Here is a 20,300-nt window from a genome sequence, read left to right as displayed (position 1 = left end):
ATGTCCCTCGACCACCGGCTCTCCGAAGAGCACGAGCAACTCCGCCGCACCGTCGAGGAGTTCGCCCACGACGTCGTCGCCCCGAAGATCGGCGACTACTACGAGCGCCACGAGTTCCCGTACGAGATCGTCCGCGAGATGGGCCGGATGGGCCTGTTCGGCCTGCCGTTCCCCGAGGAGTACGGCGGGATGGGCGGCGACTACCTCGCCCTCGGCATCGCCCTGGAGGAGCTCGCCCGGGTGGACTCCTCGGTGGCGATCACCCTGGAGGCGGGCGTCTCGCTGGGCGCGATGCCGGTCTACCGCTTCGGCACCGAGGAGCAGAAGCGCGCGTGGCTGCCCCGGCTGTGCTCGGGCGAGCTGCTGGGCGCGTTCGGCCTGACCGAGCCGGGGGCCGGCTCCGACGCGGGCGGCACGCGCACGACGGCGGTCCGGGACGGCGACGAGTGGGTCATCAACGGCTCGAAGTGCTTCATCACCAACTCCGGTACGGACATCACGGGTCTGGTGACGGTCACCGCGGTGACCGGCCGCAAGGCGGACGGCCGCCCGCTGATCTCCTCGATCATCGTGCCCTCGGGCACGCCCGGCTTCACGGTCGCGGCGCCGTACTCGAAGGTCGGCTGGAACGCCTCGGACACCCGTGAGCTGTCCTTCCAGGACGTGCGCGTCCCGGTGGCGAACCTGCTCGGCGAGGAGGGCCGCGGCTACGCGCAGTTCCTGCGGATCCTCGACGAGGGCCGGATCGCGATCTCGGCGCTGGCGACGGGGCTGGCGCAGGGCTGTGTCGACGAGTCGGTGAAGTACGCGAAGGAACGTCACGCCTTCGGCCGCCCGATCGGCGACAACCAGGCCATCCAGTTCAAGATCGCGGACATGGAGATGCGGGCGCACATGGCCCGGGTCGGCTGGCGCGACGCGGCGTCCCGGCTGGTGCTGGGCGAGCCGTTCAAGAAGGAGGCGGCGCTGGCGAAGCTGTACTCCTCGACGGTCGCGGTGGACAACGCCCGCGAGGCGACCCAGATCCACGGCGGCTACGGCTTCATGAACGAGTATCCGGTGGCCCGGATGTGGCGGGACTCGAAGATCCTGGAGATCGGCGAGGGCACCAGCGAGGTCCAGCGGATGCTGATCGCGCGGGAGTTGGGCCTGTCCGCCTGACCCACGACCGCCCCGGCGAAGCCCGTCGTCCCCCTCGGGGGCGGCGGGCTTCGTGGTGCCCGCGGGCGCTTTCGACCCCGGCCCTGTCGATCCTGATGAGGTTAGGCTAACCTACCTTCGACTACCCAGGCCGACCCCGGCTCGTACCGAAAGCGACTTCGCCATGCCCAGCACCGCCCGAGCCACCTTCCTCACCCGCCGCGGCCTGCTCGCCGCGGGCGGCGCCCTCGGGCTCGTCGCCACGCTCACCGCCTGCGGCGGCGGCGACGGCAAGGCCGGCGACGCGCCCGCCAAGGCCGCCGAGAAGGCCGGCCCGTGGAAGTTCACCGACGACCGCGGCATCGCCGTCGAGGCGAAGACCACCCCGAAGAACATCGTCGCCTTCACCGGAACCGCCGCCGCCCTCAAGGACTTCGGCGTCGAGGTCAAGGGCGTCTTCGGCCCGACCACGGTCAAGGACCCGAAGACCGGCGCGGTCACCCCCGACGTGCAGGCCGGCGACCTCGACATCAACAAGGTCAAGGTCATCGGCAACGTCTGGGGCGAGTTCAAGATCGAGGAGTACCTCAAGCTCCAGCCCGAGCTCCTCGTCACGGACATGTGGGAGAAGAACGACCTCTGGTACGTGCCGGCGGAGCAGAAGGACAAGATCACCAAGATCGCGCCGAGCGTCGCCCTGTGGGCCGCCGACAAGTCCATGCCGGCCGTCCTGCAGCGTCACGCCGACCTCGCCGCCTCGCTCGGCGCCGACGTGAACACCGAGCAGATCAAGAAGGACAAGGCCCGCTTCGAGGCCGCCGCCGAGCGCGTCCGCAAGGCCGCCCAGGGCAAGAAGGACATCAAGGTCCTGATCGGCTCCGGCTCCCCGGACCTCTTCTACGTGTCCACCCCGGTCCGCCCGACCGACACGCTCTTCTTCAAGGAGCTCGGCGTCAACATCGTGACGCCCACCAAGCTGGACCAGGGCGGCTGGTTCGAGGGTCTGAGCTGGGAGAACGTCGACAAGTACAAGGCCGACATCATCATGCTCGACAACCGCACCTCGGCCCTGCAGCCCGAGGCCCTGAAGGCCAAGCCCACCTGGGCCGCGCTGCCCGCCGTCAAGGCCGGCCAGGTCATCCCGCGCGTGACCGAGCCGATCTACTCGTACGCCAAGTGCGCCCCGCTCCTGGAGGACCTGGCCAAGGCCCTCGAGAACGCCAAGAAGGTGTCCTGACCCATGACGCACGCCGAGACCGCCCCGTTCCAGTTCTTCAGCCTCCAGGTCGACCGGACGCGGCGGCTCGGCCCGACCCTGGTCCGCGTCACCTTCACCGGTGAGGACCTGAAGGGCTTCGCCGCCGGGGGCCGCGACCAGTCGCTCTCCCTCTTCCTGCCGCACCCGGGACAGGACGCCCCCGTCCTGCCGCCGCTGGACGACCCGGACATGTACGCCGTCCTCGGCGCCTGGCGGGCCATGCCCGACACCGAGCGGGCCGTGATGCGCTCGTACACGGTCCGCGCGCAGCGGCACTCCCCCGCGCCCGAGGTCGACATCGACTTCGCCGTGCACGAGGACGGCGGCCCCGCCTGCCGCTGGGCGCAGCACGCCAAGCCCGGCGACCGGGTGGTCGTGCTCGGCCCGGCGGTCGCCGAGAACACCGGGGTGCGCTTCCGGCTCCCCGAGGACGCCGACTCCGTGATGATCTGGGGCGACGAGACGGCCCTGCCGGCCGTCTCCGGGATCCTGGAGTGGCTGCCCGCGGAGACCCGCGCCCACGTCTACCTCGAAGTCCCCTACTCCGGCGACCGCATGGAGCTGGCGACCGAGGCCGACGCGACGATCACCTGGCTGGTGCGGGAGGAGGGCGCGCCCTCCGCCGTCGACGCCGTCACGGCCGCCGAGCTCCCGGGCGAGGCCCCGTACGTCTGGATCGCGGGCGAGTCCGGCGCGGTGAAGGCGCTGCGCCGGCACTTCGTGCGCGAGCGCGGCCTGGACAAGCGGCGGGTCACCTTCGTCGGCTACTGGCGCAAGGGGCTGTCCGAGGACGCCCTGCGCGAGGTGCCGGACGAGACGACCCAGGACGCGGCGCAGGACACCCCCCAGGACGCGGCGCAGGACGGCGCTCCCGCGGCGGCGTGACCGCCGGGGCTCGTGCCCCCATACCCCCCCCACAGGGCCGACGGCCCCTCAACCTTCGCGGGTTGGGGGGCCGTTGTTGTGCATTGAGATTAGGTTAGGCTAACCTTACTTTTGCCTTGACCGACCGCGTCCCCCACCCCGGAAGGGCCCCCACATGCGTTCCCACCTGCTCAACGACACGACGGCGGAGTCGTACCGACGCTCCGTCACCGAAGGAGTGGAGCGGGTGGCGAGGAAACTGGCCACGACGCAGGGCCCGTTCAGCGGGGTCACGCCGGCCGAACTCGCCCCCGTGGTCGACGCCGTGGACCTCGACCGGCCGCTCGGTGACGCCTCCGCCGCCCTCGACGAGCTGGAGGACGTCTACCTCCGCGACGCGGTCTACTTCCACCACCCGCGCTACCTGGGGCACCTCAACTGCCCCGTGGTGATCCCCGCCGTCCTCGGCGAGGCCGTCCTCTCCGCCGTCAACTCCTCCCTCGACACCTGGGACCAGAGCGCAGGCGGCACCCTGATCGAGCGCAAGCTGATCGACTGGACGACCGGCCGGATCGGCCTCGGCCCCTGCGCCGACGGCGTGTTCACCAGTGGCGGCACCCAGTCCAACCTCCAGGCGCTGCTGCTGGCCCGCGAGGAGGCGAAGGCCCCGGCCGGCCTCTCCGGCCCCGCCGACCTGGCGAAACTGCGGATCTTCTCCTCCGAGTGCAGCCACTTCAGCGTCCAGAAGTCGGCCACCCTCCTCGGCCTCGGCGCCGACGCCGTCATCTCCATCCCGGTCGACCGGGACAAGCGCATGCAGTCGGTCGTCCTCGCCGCCGAACTGGAGGCCTGCCGCGCCGAGGGCCTGGTCCCGATGGCGATCGTCGCCACCGCCGGCACCACCGACTTCGGCTCCATCGACCCGCTGCCCGAGGTCGCCGCCCTGGCCGCCGAGTACGGCGCCTGGATGCACGTCGACGCGGCCTACGGCTGCGGACTGCTCGCCTCTCGTACCCGCCGCGAGCTGCTGGACGGCATCGAGCTGGCCGACTCGGTCACCGTCGACTTCCACAAGTCCTTCTTCCAGCCGGTGAGTTCCTCCGCCCTGCTGGTCCGCGACGGCGCCACCCTGCGCCACGCGACCTACCACGCCGACTACCTCAACCCGCGCCGCACCGTCGCGGAGCTGATCCCCAACCAGGTCGACAAGTCCCTGCAGACCACCCGCCGCTTCGACGCCCTCAAGCTGTGGATGACCCTGCGCGTCATGGGCGCCGACGGCGTCGGCGAACTCTTCGACGAGGTCTGCGACCTGGCCCGGGCCGGCTTCGAGCTGCTCGCCGCCGACCCGCGCTACGACGTGGTCGTCCAGCCGCAGCTGTCCACCCTGGTCTACCGCTACATCCCCGAGACCGTCACCTCGCCCGCCGAGATCGACCGCGCCAACCTCTACGCCCGCAAGGCCCTGTTCGCCTCCGGCGAGGCCGTGGTCGCCGGCACCAAGGTCGACGGCCGCCAGTACCTGAAGTTCACCCTGCTCAACCCCGAGACGACCGTGGCCGACATCGCCGCCGTCCTCGATCTGATAGCCGGCCACGCCGAGCAGTACCTGGGAGAGAACCTTGTCCACGCCTGAGACGACCTACGACTTCATCGGCATCGGTCTCGGTCCGTTCAACCTCGGCCTGGCCTGCCTGACGGAGCCCATCGACCAGCTGAACGGCCTGTTCCTGGAGTCCAAGCCGGACTTCGAGTGGCACTCGGGCATGTTCCTGGAGGGCGCCCACCTCCAGACGCCGTTCATGTCGGACCTGGTCACGATGGCCGACCCGACCTCCCCGTACTCCTTCCTCAACTACCTGAAGGAGAAGGGCCGGCTCTACTCCTTCTACATCCGCGAGAACTTCTACCCGCTGCGGACGGAGTACAACGACTACTGCCGCTGGGCCGCCGGGAAGCTCTCCACCATCCGCTTCTCGACCACCGTCGCCGCCGTGTCCTTCGACGAGGCCGCCGAGGAGTACGTGGTGGCCACCGAGACCGGCGAAACGTTCCGCTCGCGCCGGATCGTGCTCGGCACCGGCACCCCGCCGCACATCCCCGACTCCTGCGCCGGGCTCGGCGGCGACTTCCTCCACAACTCGCGCTACCTCCCGAACAAGGAGGCGCTGCAGCGCAAGAAGTCGATCACCCTGGTCGGCAGCGGCCAGAGCGCCGCCGAGATCTACTACGACCTCCTCGCGGAGATCGACGTCCACGGCTACCAGCTCAACTGGGTGACCCGCTCCCCGCGCTTCTTCCCGCTGGAGTACACCAAGCTCACCCTGGAGATGACCTCCCCCGAGTACGTGGACTACTTCCACGCCCTCCCGGAGGCCACCCGCTCCCGCCTGGAGACCGCGCAGAAGGGCCTGTTCAAGGGCATCGACGGCGAGCTCGTCGACGCGATCTTCGACCTGCTCTACCAGAAGAACCTGGCCGGTCCGGTCCCCACCCGCCTGCTCACCAACTCCGCGCTGCGCTCCGCCGCGTACGACGAGACCGCCGGGAGCTACGCCCTCGGCTTCCGCCAGGAGGAGCAGGAGAAGGACTTCACCGTCGAGACCGAGGGCCTGATCCTCGCGACCGGCTACAAGTACGCCGTCCCCGCCTTCCTGGAGCCGGTCCGCGACCGCCTCCGCTGGGACGCCCAGGGCCGCTTCGACGTGGCCCGCAACTACTCGATCGACACGACGGGCCGCGGCGTCTTCCTGCAGAACGCCGCCGTGCACGCCCACTCCGTCACCTCTCCCGACCTGGGCATGGGCGCGTACCGCAACGCGTACATCATCGGGGAGATGCTGGGTGCCGAGTACTACCCCGTCGAGAAGACCATCGCTTTCCAGGAGTTCGCGGTATGACCGTATCGATACGCCCGCTCGACCCGCTCAAGGACGCGGAGCTGATCCACCCCTGGGTCACCCACGCCAAGGCCGCCTTCTGGATGATGCAGGACGCGAAGCTCCAGGACGTCGAGCGCGCCTACATGGAGATCGCCGCCCACCCGCACCACGACGCCTTCATCGGCCTCGTGGACGGCGAGCCCGCCTTCCTCATGGAGCGCTACGACCCCGCGGAGGCGGAGCTGGTCGGCCTCTACGAGGCGCAGCCCGGCGACGTCGGCATGCACTTCCTCGTGGCCCCCACCGACACCCCCGTGCACGGCTTCACCCGCCTGGTGATCACCGCCGTCATGCGCGAGCTGTTCGCCGACCCGGCCACCGCCCGCGTGGTCGTCGAGCCGGACGTCCGCAACACCGCGGTGCACGCGCTCAACGCCGCCGTCGGCTTCGTCCCCGAGCGGGAGATCCAGAAGCCGGAGAAGGCCGCCCTGCTGAGCTTCTGCACCCGCGCGCAGTTCGAGGCCGCCACGGGAGCAGCCGTATGAGCACCTTCACCGACCCCGTCGCCCACCTCACCCCCGAGCGCTGGGCCGACGCCAACCGGGCGCTGATCCGCAAGGGCCTCGCCGAGTTCGCCCACGAGCGGCTGCTCGACCCGCAGGAGCTGGGCGAGGGCCGCTACCGGGTGCTGAGCGACGACGGCCGCACCGAGTACCGCTTCACGGCCGACCGCTTCGCCCTCGACCACTGGCAGATCTACCCGGACTCCATCAGCTGTCACCAGGGCAGCGAGCAGCTCCCCCTCGACGCGCTGCGGTTCATCACCGGGCTGCGCGGGGCGCTGGGCCTGAGCGACGAGATCCTCCCGGTCTACCTGGAGGAGATCTCCTCCACCCTGGCCGGCACGGCGTACAAGTCGACCAAACCGCGCGTGACGGCCGCGGAGCTGGCCCGCTCGGACTTCCAGGCCATCGAGACCGGGATGACCGAGGGCCACCCCTGCTTCGTCGCCAACAACGGGCGGCTCGGCTTCGGCGTCGACGAGTACCGCGCCTACGCCCCCGAGGCTGCCACCCCGGTCCACCTGGTGTGGCTGGCCGCGCACCGCGACCGCACCACCTTCACCGCCGGGGCCGGCATCGACTACGAGTCCTTCGTCCGGGCCGAGCTCGGCGACCGGGCCGTCGACGGCTTCGCCGCCGCCCTCGCCGCCCGCGGCCTGGACTTCGCCGACTACCTGCTCGTGCCGGTGCACCCCTGGCAGTGGTGGAACAAGCTGTCCGTCACCTTCGCCGCCGAGGTCGCGCAGGAGCGCCTGGTGTACCTGGGCGAGGGCGACGACGCCTACCTGGCGCAGCAGTCCATCCGCACCTTCTTCAACAGCTCCGACCCGGCGAAGCACTACGTCAAGACGGCGCTTTCGGTCCTCAACATGGGCTTCATGCGCGGGCTCTCGGCCGCCTACATGGAGGCCACGCCCGCCATCAACGACTGGCTGGCCGGGCTGATCGAGTCGGACTCCGTCCTCAAGGCGGCCCGCTTCTCGATCATCCGCGAGCGCGCGGCGGTCGGCTACCGGCACCTGGAGTACGAGGCCGCCACCGACCGCTACTCGCCCTACCGCAAGATGCTCGCCGCGCTGTGGCGCGAGTCGCCGGTGGCCTCCCTCGGCGAGGGCGAGCGGCTGGCGACGATGGCCTCGCTGCTGCACGTCGACCACGCGGGGGCGTCCTTCGCGGGCGCGCTGATCAAGGAGTCGGGCCTCACCCCGACCGAGTGGCTGCGCGGCTACCTGGACGCCTACCTGCTGCCGGTGCTGCACTGCTTCTACGCGTACGACCTGGTCTACATGCCGCACGGCGAGAACGTGATCCTGGTCCTCGACGAGCGCGGGGCGGTCGCCCGGGCGGTCTTCAAGGACATCGCCGAGGAGATCTGCGTCATGGACCCGGACGCGGTCCTGCCGCCGGCGGTGGAGCGCGTCCGCGCCGAGGTCCCCGAGGACATGAAGCTGCTGTCGGTCTTCACCGACGTCTTCGACTGCTTCTTCCGCTTCCTGGGCGCCACCCTGGCCGCCGAGGGGGTCCTGGACGAGGACGACTTCTGGCGCGCGGTCGCCGCCTGCGTGAAGGGCTACCAGGCGGCCAACCCGGCGCTCGCGGACCGCTTCGCGCAGTACGACGTGTTCGCGGAGACCTTCGCGCTGTCCGCGCTGAACCGGCTCCAGCTGCGCAACAACCGGCAGATGGTGGACCTGGCGGACCCGTCGGGGGCGCTCCAGCTCGTCGGCGACCTGGTGAACCCGATCGCGCGGTTCGCCTGACGGACCCCACGGCCCGGCGCGGGCCCCGGCGGAGTACGGTCCTCCGCCGGGGCCCGCGCCGTCGTGCGTCCCGCTACTCAGCCGCCCACGGGACCTGCGGCGAGCGGTAGTAGTCGATGCCCAGGGCGGTCAGCCGCGGCCCCTGCTGGGCGAGCCGCAGCCGGTACGCCTCCCAGTCGTGGGCGGCCGCCGGCGACCAGCCCAGTTCGGCGATGCCCGGCAGGCGCGGGAAGGCCATCTGGTCGATGTGGGCGCTCTCGGAGACCGTCTCGGTCCACAGCGGCGCCTCGACGCCCCGGACGGCCGACTCGGGCACGCCCGGCAGCAGGGCGGCGGGGTTCCAGTCGTAGGAGCGCCGCACCTCGACGTATCCGGCCCAGGACAGGCCCAGCTTGGTGTCCTTGGTGTACTTCATGTCGAGGTAGGCCCGGTCGGCCGGCGAGAGGATCACTCCGGTGCCGTTCCGCGCCGCGGCCGCGACCTGCTCCTTCTCCGCCGCCGAGCTGCGGTCCAGGCCCCAGTACTGGACGAGTGCGCCCTCGGCGGGCCGGGCACCGGTGAGCTGGTGCCAGCCGACGACGGTCTTGCCGTACTTCGCGACGATCGGCTGCACCCGGTCCATGAAGGCCGTGTAGTCGGCGTGGCTGGTGGAGTGCGCCTCGTCGCCGCCGATGTGCAGGTAGCGGCCCGGGGTGAGGGCGGCCAGTTCGCGCAGGACGTCGTCGACGAAGTCGTAGGTGATCTCCTTCGGCACGCACAGGGAGCTGAAGCCGACGTTCGTGCCGGTGTAGAGCGGCGGGGCGACGCCGTCGCAGTTGAGCTCGGCGTAGGAGGCGAGGGCCGCGTTGGTGTGGCCGGGCAGGTCGATCTCGGGGACGACCTCCTGGTAGCGGGAGGCGGCGTAGCGGACGATCTCCCGGTAGTCGTCCTTGGTGTAGAAGCCGCCGGGTCCGCCGCCCACCTGGGTGGAGCCGCCGTAGGTGGCGAGCCGAGGCCAGGAGTCGACGGCGATGCGCCAGCCCTGGTCGTCGCTGAGGTGCAGGTGCAGCTTGTTGACCTTGTAGAGGGCGAGCTGGTCGATGTAGCGCTTGACCTGGTCGACGGTGAAGAAGTGGCGGGAGACGTCGAGCATCGCGCCCCGGTAGGCGAAGCGCGGGGTGTCGGTGACGGTGCCGCCGGCCACCTCCCAGGGCCCGGCCTGGACGGTCCGCTTCTCGACGGCCGCGGGCAGCTGCTGGCGCAGGGTCTGGACGCCGCGGAAGAGCCCGGCGGGCCGGTGGGCGGTGAGGGTGACGCCGCCGCGGCCGGAGCGCAGCTCGTACCCCTCCTCGCCGAGCGCGGTGGCGCGCGGGGAGAGCCGGAGCAGGATGCCGCCGCGGGCCTCGTCCTCGTCGACGACGGGCAGCGGGTAGCCGGTGGAGGGCCGCAGCAGTCCGGCGAGGTAGCGGCCGATGGCGCGGGACTCCCGCTCGCCGGCCCGGTCGGCGCCGTCGGCGTCGATGCGGACGGCGGTGGAGCGGGTGAGGGCGTACGGGGCTCCGCCGGGGGTGACGGAGGCGGGGGCGGGCACGATCGCGCCGAGCGGCCGTAAGGCCTCGGACCGCGGGGCGCCGGCCGCCCCGACGGTCGAGAGGCCGGCGGCGAGGAGCAGGAGGGAACCGAGGAGTCGCGGAAACGTTCTGCGCTGTCTCACGGGCATGTCCCTTTCGATGGGCGTGCGGCGAGCGGTGCGTATCCGAACAGTCACCATGCGTACCCTGCGCCCCAGCGGCGGTCAAGGTGTAGACCAATTAGCCCATCCGGGGGCGTGATCATGAGCTCTGTTGCCCGATATCGGGCAGGATTCTTGCAATGCCCCTCGGGTACCCCTCAGTATTCACGGGTGCTCGAACGTCGACCGTCGCACGACGACCTCATCGACCATCTGGTCCGCAGCACCGCGCTCCAGCGCGGTGAGGCCGCCCGGGTGGTGCTCGACGTGCTGGCGTACTTCGACGAGTCGACCGAGGAGTTCGTCCGGCGCCGTCATCGCGAGCTGCAGTCCGGCGGTTCCGTCAACGCCGAGATCTTCGAGCGGATCGCGGGCGAGCTCCCGCACCGCGCGGTGGCGCCACCGGAGCTCTCGCTCCGGCAGCTGCGCCGCATCGTCTACGGCTGAGACGGCCGGGCACATCCACTGACCTTGGAGGATCAACACCTGTGTGTGGAATCGTCGGTTACATCGGCAAGCGTGACGTGGCCCCGCTGCTGCTCGAAGGACTGCAGCGCCTGGAGTACCGGGGTTACGACTCCGCGGGCATCGTCATCACCAGCCCGAAGGCCGCCGGCCTGAAGATGGTGAAGGCCAAGGGCCGGGTCCGTGACCTGGAGGCCCGTGTCCCCAAGCGCTTCACCGGCACCACCGGCATCGCCCACACCCGCTGGGCCACCCACGGCGCCCCGAGCGACATCAACTCGCACCCGCACCTGGACCCCGAGAACAAGGTCGCCGTCGTCCACAACGGCATCGTCGACAACGCCCAGGAGCTCCGCGCCAAGCTGGAGGCCGACGGCGTCGTCTTCGCCTCCGAGACGGACACCGAGGTCATCACCCACCTCATCGCCCGCTCGCAGGCCGAGACCCTCGAGGAGAAGGTCCGCGAGGCGCTCAAGCACATCGAGGGCACCTACGGCATCGCCGTGATGCACGCCGAGTTCAACGACCGCATCGTGGTGGCCCGCAACGGCTCCCCGGTCGTCCTCGGCATCGGCGAGAAGGAGATGTTCGTCGCCTCCGACGTCGCCGCCCTGATCGCCCACACCCGCCAGGTCGTCACCCTCGACGACGGCGAGATGGCCACCCTCAAGGCCGACGACTTCCGCACGTACACGACGACGGGCGCGTCCACCACCGCCACCCCGGAGACCGTGGAGTGGGAGGCCGCCTCGTACGACATGGGCGGCCACGACACGTACATGCACAAGGAGATCTCCGAGCAGCCCGACGCGGTCGACCGCGTGCTGCGCGGCCGGATCGACGACCGCTTCTCCACCGTGCACCTCGGCGGCCTCAACCTGGACGCCCGCGAGGCCCGCTCCATCCGCCGGATCAAGATCCTCGGCTGTGGCACCTCGTACCACGCCGGCCTCATCGGCGCGGGCCTCATCGAGTCGATGGCCCGCATCCCCGCGGACGCCGAGCCGGCCTCCGAGTTCCGCTACCGCAACCCGGTCGTGGACCCCGACACGCTGTACATCGCCGTCTCCCAGTCCGGTGAGACCTACGACGTGCTGGCCGCCGTCCAGGAGCTCAAGCGCAAGGGCGCCCGGGTCCTCGGCGTCGTCAACGTGGTCGGCTCCGCCATCGCCCGCGAGGCCGACGGCGGCATGTACGTGCACGCCGGCCCCGAGGTCTGCGTCGTCTCCACCAAGTGCTTCACCAACACGGTGGTCGCCTTCGCGCTGCTCGCCCTGCACCTCGGCCGCATCCGCGACCTGTCCGTCACCGACGGCAAGCGGATCATCGAGGGCCTGCGCCGGCTGCCCGGCCAGATCGAGGAGATCCTCAAGAGCGAGGACGACATCAAGAAGCTGGCCAAGGAGTACGCCGGCGCCCAGTCGATGATGTTCATCGGCCGCGTCCGGGGCTACCCGGTCGCCCTGGAGGCCTCCCTCAAGCTGAAGGAGATCTCCTACATCCACGCCGAGGCCTACCCCGCCTCCGAGCTGAAGCACGGCCCGCTCGCCCTGATCGAGCCGGCCCTGCCGACGGTCGCCATCGTCCCCGACGACGACCTGCTGGAGAAGAACCGCGCCGCCCTGGAGGAGATCAAGGCCCGCAGCGGCCGCATCCTCGCGGTCGCGCACCAGACCCAGGAGAAGGCCGACCACACCATCGTCGTGCCGAAGAACGAGGACGAGCTCGACCCCATCCTGATGGGCATCCCGCTCCAGCTCCTCGCCTACCACACGGCGCTCGCCATGGGCCGCGACATCGACAAGCCGCGCAACCTGGCCAAGTCCGTCACGGTCGAGTAGCGGCGCCCCGGGCCTGTCCCCCGGAGCCCCGCACCTCGTGGGCCTGTCCCCCGCGAGGCTCGGCCGGACACCACAGCGGTCCCCGTGCATCCCAGGTGCACGGGGACCGCTGCTCTTCTCGGAGAGGGCTCAGCTCGCGGCCGCCGCCCCGCGGCCGGCGCGGGCCACGGACGTGGGCCAGCCCGCCACCGCGGCCGTGGCGCCGTACCAGGCGGCGAGCCCGGCGACCGCGGCGACCCAGCCGCCCGCCTTGTCGAGGCCCGCGTTGTCGGCGAGGGCGCCGATGCCGAGGAGCAGCAGCGCGACGAACAGCAGCCCGTACACGCCCTGCCCGAAGAGCCCGCTGCCGCCGGCCGCGAGGGTCAGGGTGAGCGCGAGCAGCGCCCACAGCAGCAGGAACAGCCCGGCGGCCTCGGACGAGCCGTCGCCGCCGACGCCGGTGCCCCAGGTGAACCAGAAGGCGCCGAGCGCCGAGTACGCCGTGCCCGTGCCGGCGTCGCCGGCGCGCAGGGCGAGCAGGCCGACGAGGAACAGGGCGACGCCTCCGACGAAGGTGGCGAGACCGGCGGCGTCGGAGGGGCCGACGTGGTCGATCACGCCGGTGGATCCGATGCCGAAGGCGAGCAGGGTCAGTCCGAGGGCGAGGTTTCCGAGCGTGGCGGTGGTGTTTCCCGCGGCGGCTTCATTGGACACGGCGGGCTCCCTTCAGGTGCGCAGTTGTGCTGCTTGGGCCACTTTGTTCCGGTGGTCTTTATGTACCCTTCACAAGCGCACAATTCACCTGACGAAGGCCGAAATATTGGCCGGATCAAGGGAGTTGAAGCAGATGCCGATGTGACGGCGACACGGGACGCGACGCCGCCGGGCCTACGGGATGACGACGACCGGACGCTGCGCGCGGCGCGCGAGCCGGCCGGCCACCGAGCCGAAGATCCGGCCGACGATGCCGTGGGTCGAGCCGACCACGATGGCGTCGGCCGCGTACTCCTTGCCGACCTCCTCCAGCTCGTGGCAGATGTCCCCGCCGCGCTCGACCAGGATCCAGGGCACCTCGGAGAGGTGCTCGGCACAGGCGAGCTCCAGGCCGAGGACCTCGGTGCGGTGGTCCGGCACGTCGACGAAGACCGGCGGTTCGCAGCCGGCCCACACGGTGGTGGGCAGCCGGTTGGCGACGTGCACGATGATCAGGCCCGACGCCGAGCGACGGGCCATGCCGATCGCGTAGGCGAGGGCGCGCTCACTCGACGTGGATCCGTCGAAGCCGACGACGACTCCGTGCCGGAAGGCCGGATCGCAGGCGTGACGTGGCTGTTCCACCGCGAGGGGGTCGACCGTGGAGTCGGCGACGCGCTTGCGGTCCGCGGGTTCGGGGAATTCGTGACCGGCCATCGGTGTCTCGGCGAAGAGAGTCCTCTTGGGAGGGACGGAAAGGGGAGGCGGAACAACGGTTGGCGGCTGAGCTGTGTCCGGGAATCATCTTCCCAAGCCCATACCCCCAAGGGTACGGCCGCACTCCTCCCGTGCCCAGGGGTGCCGCCGGACGCCCGTACGGCGTTCCAGGGAGCATGCACGAGCCCCGCGCCGAAGCGCAATGCCGCTTGTGCCCTACAGGTGTCCGGACGGGGGCCAAACGGACGCCCCCGGCAGTGACCGGAACGTTCCGTTCCTCGTTCCCACAGGTCACGCCACCGTCGCAGGGAGTCCGCCCGTGCCCGCACCCTCGCCCTCCGCCGCCGTCGCGCCCGCCGACGCCCCCGCCGCCCCCTCCGCCGCCGCCCGGCCCCCCGTCCCGCGCGGGCGCCGCCGGGCGACGGCGGCGGAGGGACCGGGCGCCCCCGGGCCGGACGCGGCGAGCGACGTGGTGCGCTGGGCGGTCTTCTGCTGCGTGCTCGTCCCGGTCGTCCTCGTGGTCTACGGGACCTCCCTCGGAGGCGCGGCCGGCACCGCCCTGGGGCTCGCCGCCGTGACGGCGGCCTGCCGGGTGTTGCTCCGGCGCTCGGAAAATGGGTTGCGTGCCGAGCGCGTGCGCCCGCGTACTGAGCCTGGACACCCTCGGAGTTGACAGGGTCGTACGGCGATTCCCATATGTTTTCAGCCAAGTTCCGGCTACCGGTGACCCCCTGGCCGAAGACCACTCAACCCGCGTAGTGCTTGGCCGCACCGCTCTGGACTGCATCGACCGATCGAACGCTTCACGCCAAGTGGCCATGTCGACAATCCGCCGGGCGGAGAACTTGTCACGCCGGCGGCACGGGACGCAGTAGATTCGATCATGGGTACCGAAGACTGGGGTCTCGTGCAAAACCGAGGGGAAACGTGGCACAGCGACACGACCAGGGAGACGCCAACACCGAGGGGGGCTTAGCGTCATGAGCCAGGACCACTCCGTCGCACCGGAGGCGGCACGGAAGCTGTCCGGGCGCCGCCGTCGCGAAGTCGTCGCGGTACTGCTGTTCAGCGGTGGGCCCATCTTCGAGAGCTCCATCCCGCTCTCCGTGTTCGGCATCGACCGTCAGGACGCGGGGGTGCCACGCTACCGGCTCCTCGTGTGCGCCGGCGAGGACGGCCCCCTGCGGACCACAGGGGGACTCGAACTCACCGCGCCGTACGGCCTGGAGGCCATCAGCCGCGCCGGCACCGTCGTCGTGCCGGCCTGGCGCTCGATCACCTCGCCGCCGCCCCCGGAGGCGCTCGAAGCGCTCCGCCGGGCGCACGAGGAGGGCGCGCGCATCGTCGGCCTCTGCACGGGGGCCTTCGTCCTCGCCGCGGCCGGCCTGCTCGACGGCCGCCCGGCGACCACGCACTGGATGTACGCGCCGACGCTCGCCAAGCGCTATCCGTCGGTCCACGTGGACCCGCGGGAGCTCTTCGTCGACGACGGCGACGTGCTGACCTCCGCGGGCACGGCGGCCGGCATCGACCTCTGCCTGCACATCGTGCGGACCGACCACGGCACGGAGGCCGCGGGCGCCCTGGCGCGCCGGCTGGTCGTCCCGCCGCGGCGCAGCGGCGGTCAGGAGCGCTACCTCGACAGGTCTTTACCCGAAGAGATCGGCGCCGACCCGCTGGCCGAGGTCGTCGCCTGGGCGCTGGAGCACCTCCACGAGCAGTTCGACGTGGAGACCCTGGCGGCCCGTGCGTACATGTCACGGCGGACCTTCGACCGCCGGTTCCGCTCGCTGACGGGCTCCGCCCCGCTGCAGTGGCTGATCACCCAGCGGGTGCTCCAGGCACAGCGGCTCCTGGAGACCTCCGACTACTCGGTCGACGAGGTCGCGGGCCGCTGCGGCTTCCGCTCCCCGGTGGCACTGCGCGGCCACTTCCGGCGCCAGCTCGGCTCCTCGCCGGCCGCCTACCGGGCGGCGTACCGGGCCAGGCGTCCGCAGGGCGACGGCGGGGCCGCGGTCCTCGACGCGGTCGTGCCGGCTCAGGTCGGTGCCGGGCCGCGCCGGCCGGTGAGCCCGCTGGAGCCGGGCAAGCTGCCGTCGGACGCCTTCGCCCACGGCCGGGCGGCCCTGCCGGGCCAGCGCAGCGCGCCGTAGGCCACCCCGTACCGCGCCGCCACAAGCCGCGCACCGAGAAACCGACGGGCCCCCGGGACACCTCCCCGGGGGCCCGTCGGGCATCCCCCGGGCAGGGGGACACCCCCTAAGGTAGGACGCATGAACGATCGCATGGTGTGGATCGACTGCGAGATGACCGGGCTCTCGCTGACGGACGACGCACTCATCGAGGTGGCCGCGCTGGTCACCGACTCGGAACTGAACGTGCTCGGCGACGGCGTGGACATCGTGATCCGCCCGCCGGACGCGGCCCTGGAGACGATGCCGGAGATCGTGCGCGAGATGCACACCTCCTCCGGCCTCCTCGACGCGCTCGCCGAGGGCACCACCCTCGCCGACGCCGAGGCCCAGGTGCTCGCCTACATCCGCGAGCACGTGAAGGAGCCCGGCAAGGCCCCGCTGTGCGGGAACTCGGTCTCCACCGACCGCGGCTTCCTGGCCCGTGACATGCCGGCACTGGAGAAGCACCTCCACTACCGGATCGTCGATGTGTCCTCGGTCAAGGAGCTGGCCCGCCGCTGGTACCCGAGGGCGTACTTCAACAGTCCGGAGAAGAACGGCAACCACCGGGCCCTCGCCGACATCCGCGAGTCCATCGCCGAGCTGCGCTACTACCGCGAGGCGGTCTTCGTCCCGCAGCCCGGACCCGACTCGGAGACCGCGAAGCAGATCGCCGCCAAGCACGTCGTCCCCGCGGAATGAGCCCCGCTCGCGCCCTTCGAACAACGCGGGCGCGAGCACCCTCAAACACCCTGTAGACTTCTTCTCGGCCGGTCGGGGAAACCTTCGGGAAAACCGCCGGTCGTGGTGGGTATAGCTCAGCTGGTAGAGCACCTGGTTGTGGTCCAGGATGTCGCGGGTTCGAGTCCCGTTACTCACCCTGATGACGAAGGCCCCGGTTCGAAAGAACCGGGGCCTTCGTCGTCGTGAGGGCCCTGCGGCACCCGTGCGGGTGAGTTCCCGCCCGCCCGGCGAGCTGCCGCCCGGCCGCGCGGCCGGGCGCCGGTACGGTCGGGGCCCATGGGGAGCGGGCGGAGGCGGGCGGGCCGGTACGGGATCGCCCTGGCACTGCTGCTGGCCGCGGGACTCTCCGCCGGCTGCGCGAGCGACCCGCCCGGTCCTGCCCGGGCGCGGGACGCCGGGGCGGGCGGGGAGCGACCGGTCACCCTCACCGTCGGGGTGTTCGGCAGCTTCGGGCTGAAGGAGGCCGGGCTCTACGACGCGTACATGCGGCTGCACCCGGACGTCGCCGTCCGGCAGAGCTCCGTGGAGCGCAACGAGAACTACTACCCGCAGCTGATCACCCACCTCGTCACCGGCTCCGGCCTCGCCGACGTGCAGGCCGTCGAGGTCGGCAACATCGCCGAGGTGGTCACCACCCAGGGGCACCGCCTGGAGGACCTGGGGGCGGCGCCCGGGGTCGAGCGGGAGGCGTTCCTGCCGTGGAAGTGGGCCCAGGGCACCGGCCGGGACGGGCGCACGGTCGCGCTCGGCACGGACATCGGGCCGCAGGCCGTCTGCTACCGCAAGGACCTGTTCGCCCGGGCCGGGCTGCCCACCGACCGGGAGGCCGTCGGGCGGCTGTGGGCCGGGGACTGGCGCCGGTTCCTGGAGGTGGGGCGGCGGTTCGCCGCGCGGGCCCCGAAGGGGGTGGCGTTCACCGACTCGGCCTCCGGGGTGATGGCGGCGGTCCTGGTCGGGGCGCCGCTGCGGTTCTACGACGGGCGGGGCGAGCTCGTCGTCGGCTCCAACCCGGCCGTGCGGGAGGCCTGGGACCTCGGGGCGGCCTTCGCCCGGCACGGACTGACCGCCCGGCTGCAGCAGTTCACCCCCGGCTGGGACCACGGCTTCGCCGACGGCGGCTTCGCGACCGTCGTCTGCCCGGCCTGGATGCTCGGCTACATCGAGGACAAGGCGGGTCCGGCCGGCCGCGGCCGCTGGGACGTGGCCGCGGCGCCGCGCTCCGGCAACCGGGGCGGCTCCTTCCTCGTCGTCCCGTCGGCCGGGCGGCACCGCGCCGAGGCGGTCCGGCTCGCGGCCTGGCTGACCGCGCCCGCCCAGCAGGCCCGGCTCTTCGAGCGCCGGGGCAGCTTCCCGAGCGCCTCGGCGGCCCTGGCGCTGCCCGTCGTGGCGGCGGCCCGCCACCCCTACTTCGGCGACGCCCCGGTGGGCGCGATCTTCACGGCGGCGGCGCTGGGCGTCCCCCGCGCCCCGGTCGGCCCCAAGGAGGGGCTGGTCGCCCAGCACCTGTCCGACGGCGGGATGCTCCAGGTCGAGCAGTCGGGGCGCGACCCGGACGAGGCCTGGGCGGGCGTGCTGAGGTCGATCGACAACGCGCTGGACCGGTGACGGGGTGACCAGCGAGGCCGGGGCCCTGCCCGCCGCCGCGCCGGGCGAGCACGCGCCGGGCGAGCACGCGCCCGCCGTACGGCGCCGGGCGCGCGGGGCGGCGCGCTGGGCCCCGTACGGGCTCGTCGCCCCCTTCTTCCTGCTCTTCGGCGCCTTCGGGCTGTTCCCGCTGCTGTACACCGGCTGGGCCTCGCTGCACCGGGTGGAGCTGACCGCGCCGGACGAGCGGCGGTGGGTGGGGCTGCGGAACTACACCCGGCTGCTGGACGACCCGTTCTTCTGGAACGCGCTCGGCAACACCTTCACCATCGGGGTCCTGTCGACCGTCCCCCAGTTGCTGCTCGCGCTGGGCATGGCGCACCTCCTCGACGTACGGCTGCGGGGGCGGGCCTTCTTCAGGCTGGTGGCGCTCGCCCCGTACGCCACCTCCGTGGCCGCGGCGACGCTGGTCTTCGCGCTGCTCTTCGGGCGGGAGCACGGCCCGGTCAACTGGGTGCTGGGCGGGGCCGGTCTGGCCCCGGTGGACTGGCAGAACGGGCCGTGGGCCTCGAAGGCGGCGGTGTCGGCGATCGTGGTGTGGCGGTGGACCGGGTACAACGCGCTGATCTACCTGGCGGCGATGCAGACGGTGCCGCGCGAGCTGTACGAGGCGGCGGCCCTGGACGGGGCGTCACGGTGGCGGCAGTTCGTGCACGTCACGCTGCCGGGGCTGCGGCCGGCGCTGCTGTTCACCGTGGTGGTGTCGACGATCGGGACGACCCAGCTCTTCGGCGAGCCCCTGCTGTTCGGCGCCGGGGCGGCGGCCACCGGCGGGGCGGACCACCAGTTCCAGACGCTGGGGCTCTATCTGTACGAGCAGGGCTGGGTGAACCTGCACCTGGGGCGGGCCGCGGCGATCGCCTGGGTGATGCTGCTGGCGCTGGGCGCGGTGTTCGGGGCGGCGCGGCTGCTGGGCGCCCGGAGGGCGGGCTGATGCGCACGGAGAAGGCCGGCCCGGGCACGTACGCCCTGCTGGTGGTGTTCGCGGCGGTCTCGCTCGGACCGCTGCTGTGGGCGGCGGTCGCGGCCTCCCGCACGTCGACCCGGCTGGCGGGCACCCGGCCGCCGCTGCGCTTCGGCCGGAACCTGCCGGAGAACCTGGCGGTGGCCTGGACCGACGCCCGTCTGGGCGCGGCGCTGGGGAACACGCTGCTGGTGGCGGGGACGGTGGCGGCGGGCACGGTCCTGGTGTCGACGCTGGCGGGCTTCGCCTTCGCCCGGCTGCGGTTCCGCTTCCGGGGCGCGCTGCTGGCCCTGGTGGTGGCGACGATGCTGATCCCCCCGCAGCTGGGGGCGGTCCCGCTGTACCTGCTGGTCGCCCGGCTGCGCTGGACGGACGGGCTCCAGGCGGTGATCCTGCCGGGCCTGGTGTCGGCGTTCGGGGTGTTCTTCATGCGGCAGCACCTGCTGCGGGCGCTGCCGGCCGAGCTGGTGGAGGCGGCGCGGGTGGACGGGGCGGGGGTGCTGCGGGTGGTGTGGCACGTGGTGTTCCCGGCGGCGCGGCCGGCGATGGCGGTGCTGGGCACGCTGACCTTCGTGGCGGCGTGGAACGACTTCTTCTGGCCGGTGCTCGTCCTGACGCAGCCGGGGAACCCGACGGTCCAGGTGGCGCTGACGGGGCTGGGGCGCGGCTACGTCCCGGACCAGACGGTGGTGATGGCGGGGGCGGTGCTCGGGACACTGCCGCTGCTGCTGGTCTTCGCCGTGCTGGGGCGGCAGATCGTGGGCGGGGTGATGCGGGGCGCGGTGAAGGGGTGATCCGCCCGGGGAAGCCGGACCTGGCGGCGGATCACCCTTTCGGGCGAAGCGAAAGGCTCCGCCGATCATCCGACTGTTAGCTTCCCCTTATGTCCGATATCTTCGCA

The 20,300-nt window shown here is 71.9% G+C and carries 18 protein-coding genes and 1 tRNA gene; 16 read left to right on the top strand and 3 right to left on the bottom strand.

Annotated elements, in window-relative coordinates; all coding sequences use genetic code 11:
* From ABD981_RS25585 to ABD981_RS25555, 7 genes are all read left to right on the top strand, one after another.
* Positions 1-1,161, top strand: a complete 1,161-nt coding sequence (locus ABD981_RS25585; RefSeq protein WP_046907149.1) for an acyl-CoA dehydrogenase family protein — start codon at positions 1-3, stop codon at positions 1,159-1,161.
* Positions 1,162-1,324: 163 nt separating this feature from the next.
* Positions 1,325-2,377: an ABC transporter substrate-binding protein gene (locus tag ABD981_RS25580; RefSeq protein WP_046907148.1), complete on the top strand. Its 1,053-nt coding sequence runs from the start codon at positions 1,325-1,327 to the stop codon at positions 2,375-2,377.
* Positions 2,378-2,380: 3 nt separating this feature from the next.
* On the top strand, positions 2,381-3,283 hold the full coding sequence (locus ABD981_RS25575; protein ID WP_046907147.1) for a siderophore-interacting protein: 903 nt from the start codon (positions 2,381-2,383) through the stop codon (positions 3,281-3,283).
* A 154-nt stretch (positions 3,284-3,437) separates the two neighbouring features.
* Positions 3,438-4,898, top strand: a complete 1,461-nt coding sequence (locus ABD981_RS25570) for a pyridoxal phosphate-dependent decarboxylase family protein (protein WP_046907146.1) — start codon at positions 3,438-3,440, stop codon at positions 4,896-4,898.
* A complete protein-coding gene (locus ABD981_RS25565; protein ID WP_046907145.1) occupies positions 4,885-6,162 on the top strand; it encodes a lysine N(6)-hydroxylase/L-ornithine N(5)-oxygenase family protein in 1,278 nt (425 codons plus the stop codon). Before ABD981_RS25570 ends, ABD981_RS25565 begins: the two co-directional genes overlap by 14 nt.
* A complete protein-coding gene (locus ABD981_RS25560; protein ID WP_046907144.1) occupies positions 6,159-6,689 on the top strand; it encodes a GNAT family N-acetyltransferase in 531 nt (176 codons plus the stop codon). Before ABD981_RS25565 ends, ABD981_RS25560 begins: the two co-directional genes overlap by 4 nt.
* Positions 6,686-8,467 (top strand): IucA/IucC family protein, encoded by a 1,782-nt coding sequence (locus ABD981_RS25555; protein WP_046907143.1) that lies wholly within the window; start codon positions 6,686-6,688, stop codon positions 8,465-8,467. Before ABD981_RS25560 ends, ABD981_RS25555 begins: the two co-directional genes overlap by 4 nt.
* Before the next feature lie 73 nt (positions 8,468-8,540).
* Here the strand turns inward: ABD981_RS25555 and ABD981_RS25550 are convergent, their stop codons facing one another.
* A complete protein-coding gene (locus tag ABD981_RS25550) occupies positions 8,541-10,166 on the bottom strand; it encodes a beta-N-acetylhexosaminidase (RefSeq protein WP_046907142.1) in 1,626 nt (541 codons plus the stop codon).
* Positions 10,167-10,349: 183 nt separating this feature from the next.
* On the opposite strand from ABD981_RS25550, the gene ABD981_RS25545 reads away from it, so the two are divergent.
* Both ABD981_RS25545 and glmS read left to right on the top strand, forming a co-directional pair.
* On the top strand, positions 10,350-10,625 hold the full coding sequence (locus ABD981_RS25545; RefSeq protein WP_046907141.1) for a hypothetical protein: 276 nt from the start codon (positions 10,350-10,352) through the stop codon (positions 10,623-10,625).
* A 41-nt stretch (positions 10,626-10,666) separates the two neighbouring features.
* A complete protein-coding gene (glmS, locus tag ABD981_RS25540) occupies positions 10,667-12,484 on the top strand; it encodes a glutamine--fructose-6-phosphate transaminase (isomerizing) (protein WP_046907140.1) in 1,818 nt (605 codons plus the stop codon).
* A 129-nt stretch (positions 12,485-12,613) separates the two neighbouring features.
* On the opposite strand, the gene ABD981_RS25535 is transcribed toward glmS, so the two are convergent.
* The gene (locus tag ABD981_RS25535; RefSeq protein ID WP_046907139.1) at positions 12,614-13,177 is read right to left on the bottom strand and encodes a GPR1/FUN34/YaaH family transporter; all 564 of its coding nucleotides are present in this window, start codon (positions 13,175-13,177) and stop codon (positions 12,614-12,616) included.
* Positions 13,178-13,351: 174 nt separating this feature from the next.
* Positions 13,352-13,873, bottom strand: coding sequence for a universal stress protein (locus ABD981_RS25530; RefSeq protein WP_046907138.1), 522 nt, complete (start codon positions 13,871-13,873; stop codon positions 13,352-13,354).
* Between the two features lie 319 nt (positions 13,874-14,192).
* On the opposite strand from ABD981_RS25530, the gene ABD981_RS38945 reads away from it, so the two are divergent.
* From ABD981_RS38945 to ABD981_RS25495, 7 genes are all read left to right on the top strand, one after another.
* Entirely contained in the window at positions 14,193-14,546 is a 354-nt protein-coding gene (locus ABD981_RS38945) for a hypothetical protein (protein ID WP_382748329.1), read from the top strand.
* Between the two features lie 307 nt (positions 14,547-14,853).
* Complete coding sequence (locus tag ABD981_RS25520; protein ID WP_046911184.1) at positions 14,854-16,026, top strand: helix-turn-helix domain-containing protein; 1,173 nt, start codon at positions 14,854-14,856, stop codon at positions 16,024-16,026.
* A gap of 120 nt (positions 16,027-16,146) precedes the next feature.
* Positions 16,147-16,749, top strand: a complete 603-nt coding sequence (orn, locus tag ABD981_RS25515) for an oligoribonuclease (RefSeq protein WP_046911185.1) — start codon at positions 16,147-16,149, stop codon at positions 16,747-16,749.
* 105 nt (positions 16,750-16,854) lie between these two features.
* Positions 16,855-16,927, top strand: a tRNA-His gene (locus ABD981_RS25510).
* 140 nt (positions 16,928-17,067) lie between these two features.
* A complete protein-coding gene (locus ABD981_RS25505; RefSeq protein WP_046911186.1) occupies positions 17,068-18,396 on the top strand; it encodes an ABC transporter substrate-binding protein in 1,329 nt (442 codons plus the stop codon).
* 4 nt (positions 18,397-18,400) lie between these two features.
* A complete protein-coding gene (locus ABD981_RS25500) occupies positions 18,401-19,369 on the top strand; it encodes a carbohydrate ABC transporter permease (RefSeq protein ID WP_046911187.1) in 969 nt (322 codons plus the stop codon).
* Positions 19,369-20,193: a carbohydrate ABC transporter permease gene (locus tag ABD981_RS25495; RefSeq protein ID WP_046911188.1), complete on the top strand. Its 825-nt coding sequence runs from the start codon at positions 19,369-19,371 to the stop codon at positions 20,191-20,193. The genes ABD981_RS25500 and ABD981_RS25495 overlap by 1 nt, the downstream gene beginning before the upstream one ends.
* The last annotated feature ends 107 nt before the right edge of the window (positions 20,194-20,300 follow it).

This window comes from Streptomyces showdoensis (assembly GCF_039535475.1).
GTDB classification, from domain to species: Bacteria; Actinomycetota; Actinomycetes; order Streptomycetales; family Streptomycetaceae; genus Streptomyces; species Streptomyces showdoensis.
Note: the sequence above shows the minus strand (reverse complement) of the source record. Positions and strands in the feature narration are given on the sequence as shown.

What these genes read in the sequence shown, in the direction of transcription:
- ABD981_RS25585 (WP_046907149.1), top strand. Translation starts at nt 1, where the DNA reads ATGTCCCTCGACCACCGGCTCTCCGAAGAGCACGAGCAACTCCGCCGC.
- ABD981_RS25580 (WP_046907148.1), top strand. Translation starts at nt 1,325, where the DNA reads ATGCCCAGCACCGCCCGAGCCACCTTCCTCACCCGCCGCGGCCTGCTC.
- ABD981_RS25575 (WP_046907147.1), top strand. Translation starts at nt 2,381, where the DNA reads ATGACGCACGCCGAGACCGCCCCGTTCCAGTTCTTCAGCCTCCAGGTC.
- ABD981_RS25570 (WP_046907146.1), top strand. Translation starts at nt 3,438, where the DNA reads ATGCGTTCCCACCTGCTCAACGACACGACGGCGGAGTCGTACCGACGC.
- ABD981_RS25560 (WP_046907144.1), top strand. Translation starts at nt 6,159, where the DNA reads ATGACCGTATCGATACGCCCGCTCGACCCGCTCAAGGACGCGGAGCTG.
- ABD981_RS25555 (WP_046907143.1), top strand. Translation starts at nt 6,686, where the DNA reads ATGAGCACCTTCACCGACCCCGTCGCCCACCTCACCCCCGAGCGCTGG.
- ABD981_RS25550 (WP_046907142.1), bottom strand. Translation starts at nt 10,166, where the DNA reads ATGCCCGTGAGACAGCGCAGAACGTTTCCGCGACTCCTCGGTTCCCTC.
- ABD981_RS25530 (WP_046907138.1), bottom strand. Translation starts at nt 13,873, where the DNA reads ATGGCCGGTCACGAATTCCCCGAACCCGCGGACCGCAAGCGCGTCGCC.
- ABD981_RS25520 (WP_046911184.1), top strand. Translation starts at nt 14,854, where the DNA reads ATGAGCCAGGACCACTCCGTCGCACCGGAGGCGGCACGGAAGCTGTCC.
- orn (WP_046911185.1), top strand. Translation starts at nt 16,147, where the DNA reads ATGAACGATCGCATGGTGTGGATCGACTGCGAGATGACCGGGCTCTCG.
- ABD981_RS25505 (WP_046911186.1), top strand. Translation starts at nt 17,068, where the DNA reads ATGGGGAGCGGGCGGAGGCGGGCGGGCCGGTACGGGATCGCCCTGGCA.
- ABD981_RS25495 (WP_046911188.1), top strand. Translation starts at nt 19,369, where the DNA reads ATGCGCACGGAGAAGGCCGGCCCGGGCACGTACGCCCTGCTGGTGGTG.